Source organism: Antribacter sp. NEAU-D49, from assembly GCF_057158775.1.
Genome location: NZ_JBXTSN010000007.1, coordinates 169,004 through 177,376, shown reverse-complemented (window position 1 = coordinate 177,376; position 8,373 = coordinate 169,004). Strand labels below are relative to the sequence as shown.

The following is an 8,373-nucleotide window of genomic DNA, read 5'->3' as shown; positions in this document are numbered from 1 at the left end:
CTAGGGCGTGTTTCGGAAGTGGCCTGTGACCTGCAGTTTCGGCATGCTTCGGGTTCGTGGTGGACGCGGCTGGGCGACATGATCTGACGGATGCGGCGTGGGCGGTGGTCGGGCCGTTACTGCCGGTAGCGGCGCGTGGTCGTCCGGCGCGGAATCTGCGGAGACAGGTCGACGGGATCCGGCACCGGGTCCGGGCGGGGTGCCCGTGGCGGGACGTGCCGGACCGGTACGGGCCGTGGTCGAGCCTGTATCGCGTCTTTCGCCGTTACCAGCGGGAAGGTGTCTGGGACCAGGTCCTGGACGCGTTACGGACGCTGGCCGACGGTGGCGGGCAGATCTGCTGGGAGGTCAACGTGGACTCCACGATCGCCCGGGCGCACCAGCACGCAGCTGGTGCCAGGCGGGACCCGGACGCGCAGAAGGAACCGCCCCACGGCCCCGAGACGTCCGAGCCGGCGGATCATGGGCTGGGTAAGTCGCGTGGTGGGTGGACCACGAAGATCCACGCGGCCTGCGAGCAGGGCCAGAAGCTGATGGGGATGGTCGTGACCGCGGGACAGCGGGGAGACAGCCCGCAGTTCGGCCCCGTGCTCGCGCAGGTACGTGTGGCGCGACCGGGCGGGACCGGGCGTCCGCGCACGACGCCGGACCGGGTCCGTGGTGACAAGGCCTATGCCTCGGCGGCCAACCGTCGTCTCCTGCGCAGGCGTGGGATCCGCGCGACGATCCCGGACAAGAAGGACCACCGCGCCAACCGCCTGAAGAAGGGCTCGGCGGGTGGGCGGCCACCGAAGGTCGACTACGAGGACTACAAGAAGCGGCACGCGGTGGAGTGCATGTTCAACCGGCTCAAACGCTGGCGGGCCGTCGCGACCAGGTTCGACAAGCTCCAGGTCCGCTACGAGGCGAGCGTGAAGGTCGCCGCGATCGACGACTGGATCGTCGCCGTCGTCCGGGCGGGCCAACCGCTGGCATCCTGGTCGCCGTGAGCTACTACGCCGACGCCGAGGGCGGCGACCACGTCCCGCGCCCCGACCACGCCGCCCTGGTCAGGCTGATCGGGGAGCTGAACACCAGCGACAACACCTTCTTCGTGGTCTACCCGGACGACGAGGACCTGGAATGGGCTATCGCTGTGCTCACCCGACGTGGAGGCCTGGGCGGCTACGACGTCGAACACCTCGACCCGGTCACTGGTCAGGACGACACGATCACCGCTGCCGATCCCACCACCATCGCCACCGACGTCCTGGACTGGATCACACAGCGCTGACCACTTCCGAAACACGCCCTAGGCGCGGTGGAGCTCCGTCAGGGTCGCGACGACCAGCGCGTTCACGCCCATGTTCAGGGTCGGCTGCTGCGCGGGCGCGAAGAGCGGCGAGTGGTTGGCGGGGACCTCACGCCACCCGTGGTCCTGGCCCGTGCCGGCGAACGCCGCCGGGTCGGTGCCGCCGAGGAACCAGTAGCCCAGGGGAGCGCCGGCCGCACGTGCGAGCTCCATGACGTCCTCGCTCGCGCTCATCGGCGGCACCGCGTGGACGCGCCCCGCTCCGAAGGCGCCCACGAACCCCTCGACGAGCCGCGCCATGAGCGCAGGGTCGTTCTCGGTCCGGGGATGGCTGCCGTCGAGGTGCACCTCGGGGTCGGTCTGCGCCCCGGCGGAGAGGGCTTCGCCTGCCGCGATGCGGCGCAAGGCGTCGAGGAGCCGCGTCCGCTCGGCGTCGCCGTACGTCCGCAGCGTCAGGCGGACCTCGGCGGTCCCGGGGATGACGTTGCCGACCTGGCCCGCCTGCACCGACCCGACGGTGAGGACCGACCGGTACGGCACGGCGGACTCCCGCGGAACCAGCCCCTGCACCTTGAGGATGAAGGACGCGGCCATCGTGATCGGGTCGACGGCGAGGTCGGGCCGGGCGCTGTGGGCGCTCACGCCGTGGAAGACGACGCGCACGCTGTCCGACGCCGCGAGCGCCGGTCCGTCGCGGTGGAAGATCATCCCGGCGGGCATTGCGGTGACGTGCTGCCCGAGCACGACGTCCGGGACCGGTACCCGGTCGAACAGCCCGTCCTCGACGAGCGCGCGAGCCCCGGCGCCCGTCTCCTCTGCGGGCTGGAACAGCGCGACCACGGTCCCGCTCCACGCGGGGCGGCGGCGCTGGAGGACGTCGACCGCCCCGATCAGGCAGGTCATGTGCACGTCGTGGCCACAGGCGTGCATGACGGGAACGGTGGCACCGTCAGCGTCGACCGCCTCGACGGTGCTCGCGTAGGGCAGTCCCGTCTGCTCGCGCACGGGGAGGGCGTCCATGTCGGCCCGGAGGAGGACGGTGGGGCCCGGCCCGTTGCGGATGATGCCCGCGACGCCGGTCCCTGCCAGCTCCTCGACGACCTCGCAGCCCGCTGCCTCGAGCTGTGCGGTCACCACGTCGGAGGTCCGGACCTCGTGGAAGGCGAGCTCGGGATGGCGGTGCAGGTCCTCGTAGACGGCCGACAGGTCGAGGGGCGACGCCTCAGGGGACGTCACGGCGCGGAACCGACCGGGCGCGTGTCCGCTGGGGGCGGGAATGACGGCATGTGCGCAGGCTAGCTCAGCGCTGCCTTGCGGCCGCGGCGAGGTGCGCCAGGAGGTCGTCGACGAGTGCGCCCGGGTCGGCGCGGCCCTTGCCGTCCTCGGCGAGGTGCCCGGCGATGGTCAGGTCCACGGCGCCATGGGTCAGGGCGCGTACCAGCGACGCGGTCCGCTGCGGCTCGCCCTCGGGGAGCGTCCCCTCGTCCTGGGCCGCGCTGACCGCGTCGACGAAGCGTGCCCATCCCGAGTCGGCGGCCGAGGCGAGCTCCGCCGGGGCGCCGGACCAGTCCGTGAAGACGAGCTTGAACCGTGCGGGGTGTGCCAGGGCCCAGGTCACGTAGCCGTGGAGCAGCTGGCGCAGCCGGCCGAGGGCGCCACCCTCGGCCGTGGCTTCGGTGTAGGCGGGCACCTGCTCGAGCTCGCGCGCCGCGACGGCCGCGAGGAGCGCCTGCTTGGAGGCGAAGTGCTTGTAGGGGGCGTTGTGCGAGACCCCCGAGCGGCGCCCCACCTCGCGCAGGGTCACGGCGTCGACGCCGCCCTCGTCGAGGAGGTCGGCCGCGACAGCGACGAGGGTCGCCCTCGTTCCGGTGGTCATGGATCTGATGATAGCCCGAGGTGGACACCGTCAACCAGCGCCTGCTAATGTCCGGGTTGACAACGTCAACCACGGCGAAGGATGGCCATGTTCACCGCCCTCGGCGACCTCGCGCACCGCAGACGCTGGATCATCATCATTCTCACCGGATTGTTCGTCGTGCTCGGGGTGTCGTGGGGCTCTGGCGTGTTCGGCCTCCTCGGGAGCGGTGGTTACACGCCTCCCGGCGTCGAGGCCAACCGCACCAGCGAGATCCTCGACGAGGAGTTCGGGCATGACGCGGGTGACGCGGACGCGCTCGCCGTCTACGTCGACGAGTCGGGCGAGCGCACGGTGGACGACGCCGCCTTCGCCGATGCTGTGCGGAGCACGCTCGACGCGGTCCCGTCCGAGGACGTGCTCGCCATCACGAGCTATTGGAGCCCTGGGCTGGACGAGGCGACGCGCGAGGCGCTCGTCTCGCACGACCGGCACGCGACCTACGCGGTGATCACGCTGGCGGGCGCGGACCAGACCGAGCGGCTGGCCGCCTACGGACGGGTGTCGGAGCAGCTCCGCGCCGAGGGCCTCGCCACCTACCTCGGCGGCGGCTTCACGAGCGAGAACCAGCTCCAGGCGCTGGCCCAGAGCGACCTCGGGACCGCGATGGCCATCGCGCTGCCGCTCCTCCTGATCGTCCTGCTCCTCGTGTTCCGGAGCGTGGTCGCCGCCCTGGTGCCGCTCGTGCTGGGCATCCTGGCGATCCTCGGGTCCCTGGTGCTGCTCCGCCTGCTCACCGGGGTCACGGACATCTCGATCTTCGCGCTGGAGATCACGACCTTCCTGGGGCTCGGTCTCGCGATCGACTACGGCCTCCTGATGGTCACCCGCTACCGCGAGGAGGTGCAGGCGCGTGGCGACCGGCACGCCGCCCTGGTGGCCACGGTGGCGACCGCGGGCCGGACCGTGGCGTTCTCCGGCCTCACGGTGATGATCGCGATGACCGGCCTGCTCCTCTTCCCGCAGCCCGCGTCCCGGTCCTTCGGCCTGGGCGGGCTGACGGTGGTGCTCTTCAACATCCTCGGCGCGACGGTCGTGCTCCCCGCCGTGCTCGCAGCGCTGGGCGACCGACTCGAGGCGCTGCGCCTGCCCGGGCGGCTCGGCAAGGAGCCGCAGGACTCCGGCTTCTGGGGGCGGATGGGCAGCACGATCATGCACCGGCCGGTTCGCTGGCTGGTCGCCGCCGCCGTGGTCCTCGGCGTCTGCATCGCGCCCCTCGCGTCGCTCGCCCCAGGCCTCACCAACCACCGGTACCTGCCGGACGACAACGACGGTCAGGTGTCGCTCCAGCTGATCAGGGACGAGTTCCCGGCCGACGGCCCGGGCTCCGTCCGGCTCGACGTCGCCGTGGCTGGCGACCCGGAGCCGGCCGCCCTCGAGGAGTTCGTGGCCGCCGCGGGCTCGCTCGACGCCGCGACGGGTGCCGAGGTGCGTCGCCAGCACCCAGGTATGGCACACGTGACCGTGAGCTTCCGGGGCGAGGCCGACGACCCGGAGAACCTGCGGCTGGTCGAGGAGCTGCGCGCGCTGCCTGTGCCGGAGGGTGCGGAATCGGTGATGGTGGGCGGCTGGGGCGGCCCCGCTCTGGCGCTCGACAGCCACAACGCCACCATGGAGGCCCTGCCGCGAGTGCTCGGGTTCGTCGTGGTCGCCACGCTGATCCTGCTGTTCCTCGCGTTCGGCTCGCTGGTGCTGCCCGTCAAGGCCGTGCTCGTCGCATTCGTGTCCCAGGCGGCCGCCTTCGGCGTGCTGGTCTGGGGGTTCCAGGAAGGCGGCTTGTCGCAGCTCCTGGGGTTCACGCCCGTGGGCACCACCGACGTGTGGACCCTGGGTCTCGTGTCCGTGATCGCGTTCGGCCTGGTCACCGACTACGAGCTGTTCATCGTCAGCCGCATCCGCGAGGAGTGGCTGGCCACGGGGGACAACCGTGCGGCAGTCGCCGCCGGCCTGCAGCGCAGCGGCGCCATCATCAGCCGCGCCGCGATCCTCATGCTCATGGTCACGCTGACCCTCGGCGTCATGGCGAACTCGCTCTTCCTCGCCACCGTCGGGATCGGCCTGAGCGTCGCGGTGATCGTCGACGCGACGGTGGTCCGCGGCGTCCTCGTCCCCGCCACCATGCGCCTGATGAGCTCGGCGAACTGGTGGCTCCCCGGCCCGCTGCGGGCGCTGCACGAGCGGATCGGCCTCACCGAGGGGCCGCCGGCCCCCAGGCCGACCGCAGAGCCGGCCGAGCGCTCCCGGGTCGACGCCCCGGTGTCCTGAGGCAACTCCCAGGCTGAGAAGGAGCCTCCCCGTGAGCCGAGTCCTCATCACGACCGTCCCCGCCGCAGGCCACGTACGGCCGACGGCGCCGATCGCCCGGGCACTCGTCCAGGCCGGGCACGACGTCGTCTGGTACGGCGGAGAGCAGTACCGGTCCCTGATCGAACGGTCGGGTGCCCGGCTGCTCCCCGTCACCGCCGACCTGCCGTTCGACCCGGACGGAGACGCGCTGGCGGGGACCGACGGCGACCGGCCGCCGGGCATCGGCGGGCTACGGCGGGTCATCCATGACGTCTTCGTCGCGCCGATCCCGGCCTACGTGGCCGACCTCGGGCCCAAGATCGACGACCTCGCGCCCGACGTCGTGCTCACCGACCACAGCTTCATGGCCTCGCCGATCGTGGCCCGGCGTCGCGGCATCCCGGTCGTGGTGTTCTCGCTGGGGCCGCTCGCGGTGTCCAGCGTGGACACGGCCCCGTTCGGCCTCGGCCTGCCGCCGTCGTCGTCCCCCCTCGGGCGGCTGCGCAACCGGCTGCTGGCTGCGCTCGTGCAGGGCGTAGTCCTGGGCAACTGCCAGGCGGCGGCCCGACGGGTCGTCGCGGAGCTCGGCGAGGGCCCGTTCCCGGGCTTCTTCACCGACTGGAGCCTGTACCTGGCCGACCGGTACATGCAGGCCGGCGTCCCTGAGATCGAGTACCCGCGCAGCGACCTGCCCGCTCAGATCGACTTCATCGGGATCACCGACCAGCGCGGCGTCGACGACTGGACCCCGCCCGCCTGGTGGGGCGAGGTGGAGGAGGCGCGTCGTACCGGCCGCAAGGTCGTGGTCACCACGCAGGGCAGCGCCGCGACCCGGCACGACCAGCTGCTGCTGCCGGCGATCGAGGCGCTCGCGGGCGAGGACGTGCTGCACATCGCCACCACGGTGACCCGCGAGCCGGCCGAGGTGCTCCCGGCCGGCGAGCGGCCGGCCAACCTGCGGCTCGAACGGTTCGTCCCCTTCACCGAGCTCCTCCCGCTCGCCGACGTGCTGGTCACCAACGGCGGCTACGGCGGCGTCCAGACGTCGCTCTCGTACGGGGTGCCTCTCGTGGTGGCGGGCATGACGGAGGACAAGATGGAGTCGAACGCCCGGCTGGCATGGTCGGGCGCGGGAGTCTCGCTGCGGAGCAACAGCCCCTCGCCGGACCGGCTCCGCCGGGCGGTCCGGCAGGTCCTGGGCGACGAGCGGTTCACCCAGCGCGCCCGCCACATCGGCACCGTCTACCAGGGCTATGGCGGGACGGCCCGCGCGGCGGAGATCGTCGCCGAGGCCGCGGGGGCGGCGACGGTGCGGACCGAGCGATGACCGGGACAGCCCTCGCCGCACACCCCGTCGGAGGGCTGAGCAGCGGCCGACGACGGCTGGCCCTGGCCGTCGTCCTCGGCAGCATGCTGATGGAGGTGCTGGACGCAAGCATCCTCAACGTCGCGATCCCGACGATCCAGCGCGACCTCGCGGCCGGCGACGCCGCGATGCAGTGGTCGGTCGCCGGGTACGCGCTGCCCTTCGCGCTCGGGATGATCACGGGCGGCCGTCTGGGTGACCTCTTCGGACGCCGGCGGGTGCTGCTGGCCGGGACGGCCCTGTTCGTCGCCACCTCCGTGGTGTGCGGTCTCGCGCAGACGCCCGCGATGCTTGTCGGCGGCCGGGTCTGCCAGGGGCTCGCCGCGGCGCTGATGCTGCCGCAGGTGATGTCGACCATCCACGTCATGTACCCGCCGCGGGAGCGCGGCGGGCCCGTCGCCGCCGCAGGAGCGCTGTTCGCGACGGTCTCCGTGCTCGCTCCCCTCGCCGGCGCGCTGCTGATCGAGCTGGACGTCGCGGGCTGGAGCTGGCGGACGATCTTCCTCGTCAACGTCCCGCTCGGCCTGCTGACGATGGCGGGGATCGTGGCTGTGGTCCCCGAGTCCAGGTCTCGCTCGGCCTCCCGGCTCGACCTGACCGGTGTCCTGCTCGTGACGCTGGCCATGACGGCGCTGCTCGTGCCCGTCATCACCGGACCGGAGGAAGGCTGGCCGGCCTGGACAGTCGCGCTCCTCGTGGCGTCGCCCCTGCTGTTCTGGCTGTTCGTCCGACAGCAGAGCCGACGAGTCGAGTCCCCGCTCGTCGAGCTGTCCCTCTTTCGCCGCCGCTCGTTCAGCGCAGGCCTGGCGGTGGTCACCTTCGCCATGGGCGGCGCCGTCGGCTTCTTCTTCGTCCTGACGATCTACCTCCAGGCCGGGCAGGGGCTGTCCCGCCTGGACGCCGCTCTGGCGGGGGCTCCGTGGGGCGTCGCCTCGGCGGTGCTCGGCGCCATCACCATCGGCCTGATCGCGCCGCGCTTCGGCAGCAGGGTGGTCACCGTCGGCCTGGCGACCACCACAGCAGGGCTCGTCGCGACGCTCCTCGTCCTGCTCTCCGCCGACGGTCCCGTGGGCACCTGGACCCTCCTGGTCCCGATGCTCGTCTGCGGGGCGGGCATGGGCCTGGCCATCGCGCTCGTGTTCGACTTCGCGCTCTTCGACGTGCCCGTCGACGACGCCGGCTCGGCCTCCGGACTCCTCAACACGTTCCAGCAGGTGGCGGGCGCAGTCGGCGTGGCGACCGTCGGCACCCTCTACTTCCTCCTCCTGCCGTTGTCGGCCGACCCCGGCGTGCGGGAGACGACCACGGCGTTCGCCGGGGCGCTGGCCCTGCCGATCGTGATGCTCGTCCTCGCGACAGCCGCAAGCCTCTGGATCCCTGCCCGGGAGGTCCCCGGCCGGCTCTGACCGGCCCCGGGCCGAACCGCCGCCGCAGTCCCCGCTCGACGTCGAGCGCCCTTTACCGCCTTTCCCCGCAATGGGGTCGGGCGGCAATTCGGCGTGCCTTTGAAAAGGC

At 72.4% G+C, this 8,373-nt stretch carries 7 protein-coding genes; 5 read left to right on the top strand and 2 right to left on the bottom strand.

Features of this window, described 5'->3' with window-relative positions:
- The first annotated feature begins 83 nt into the window (after window positions 1–83).
- Window positions 84–989: an IS5 family transposase gene (locus AC060K_RS08235; protein ID WP_483764949.1), complete on the top strand. Its 906-nt coding sequence runs from the start codon at window positions 84–86 to the stop codon at window positions 987–989.
- Window positions 986–1,273: a hypothetical protein gene (locus tag AC060K_RS08230; RefSeq protein ID WP_483764940.1), complete on the top strand. Its 288-nt coding sequence runs from the start codon at window positions 986–988 to the stop codon at window positions 1,271–1,273. The genes AC060K_RS08235 and AC060K_RS08230 overlap by 4 nt, the downstream gene beginning before the upstream one ends.
- Before the next feature lie 18 nt (window positions 1,274–1,291).
- Here the strand turns inward: AC060K_RS08230 and AC060K_RS08225 are convergent, their stop codons facing one another.
- Window positions 1,292–2,527: an amidohydrolase gene (locus tag AC060K_RS08225; RefSeq protein ID WP_483764939.1), complete on the bottom strand. Its 1,236-nt coding sequence runs from the start codon at window positions 2,525–2,527 to the stop codon at window positions 1,292–1,294.
- A 64-nt stretch (window positions 2,528–2,591) separates the two neighbouring features.
- Window positions 2,592–3,167 carry a TetR/AcrR family transcriptional regulator gene (locus tag AC060K_RS08220; protein ID WP_483764938.1) on the bottom strand — a complete coding sequence of 192 codons (576 nt, stop codon included), beginning with the start codon at window positions 3,165–3,167 and terminating at the stop codon, window positions 2,592–2,594.
- An 87-nt stretch (window positions 3,168–3,254) separates the two neighbouring features.
- Here AC060K_RS08220 and AC060K_RS08215 point away from each other — a divergent pair, with 87 nt between their 5' ends.
- The 3 genes from AC060K_RS08215 to AC060K_RS08205 are packed head-to-tail and all read left to right on the top strand — an operon-like array spanning window position 3,255 to window position 8,264.
- Entirely contained in the window at window positions 3,255–5,471 is a 2,217-nt protein-coding gene (locus AC060K_RS08215) for an MMPL family transporter (protein ID WP_483764937.1), read from the top strand.
- Between the two features lie 31 nt (window positions 5,472–5,502).
- Window positions 5,503–6,819 (top strand): glycosyltransferase, encoded by a 1,317-nt coding sequence (locus AC060K_RS08210; RefSeq protein WP_483764936.1) that lies wholly within the window; start codon window positions 5,503–5,505, stop codon window positions 6,817–6,819.
- A complete protein-coding gene (locus tag AC060K_RS08205; protein ID WP_483764935.1) occupies window positions 6,816–8,264 on the top strand; it encodes an MFS transporter in 1,449 nt (482 codons plus the stop codon). The genes AC060K_RS08210 and AC060K_RS08205 overlap by 4 nt, the downstream gene beginning before the upstream one ends.
- Window positions 8,265–8,373 lie beyond the last annotated feature (109 nt).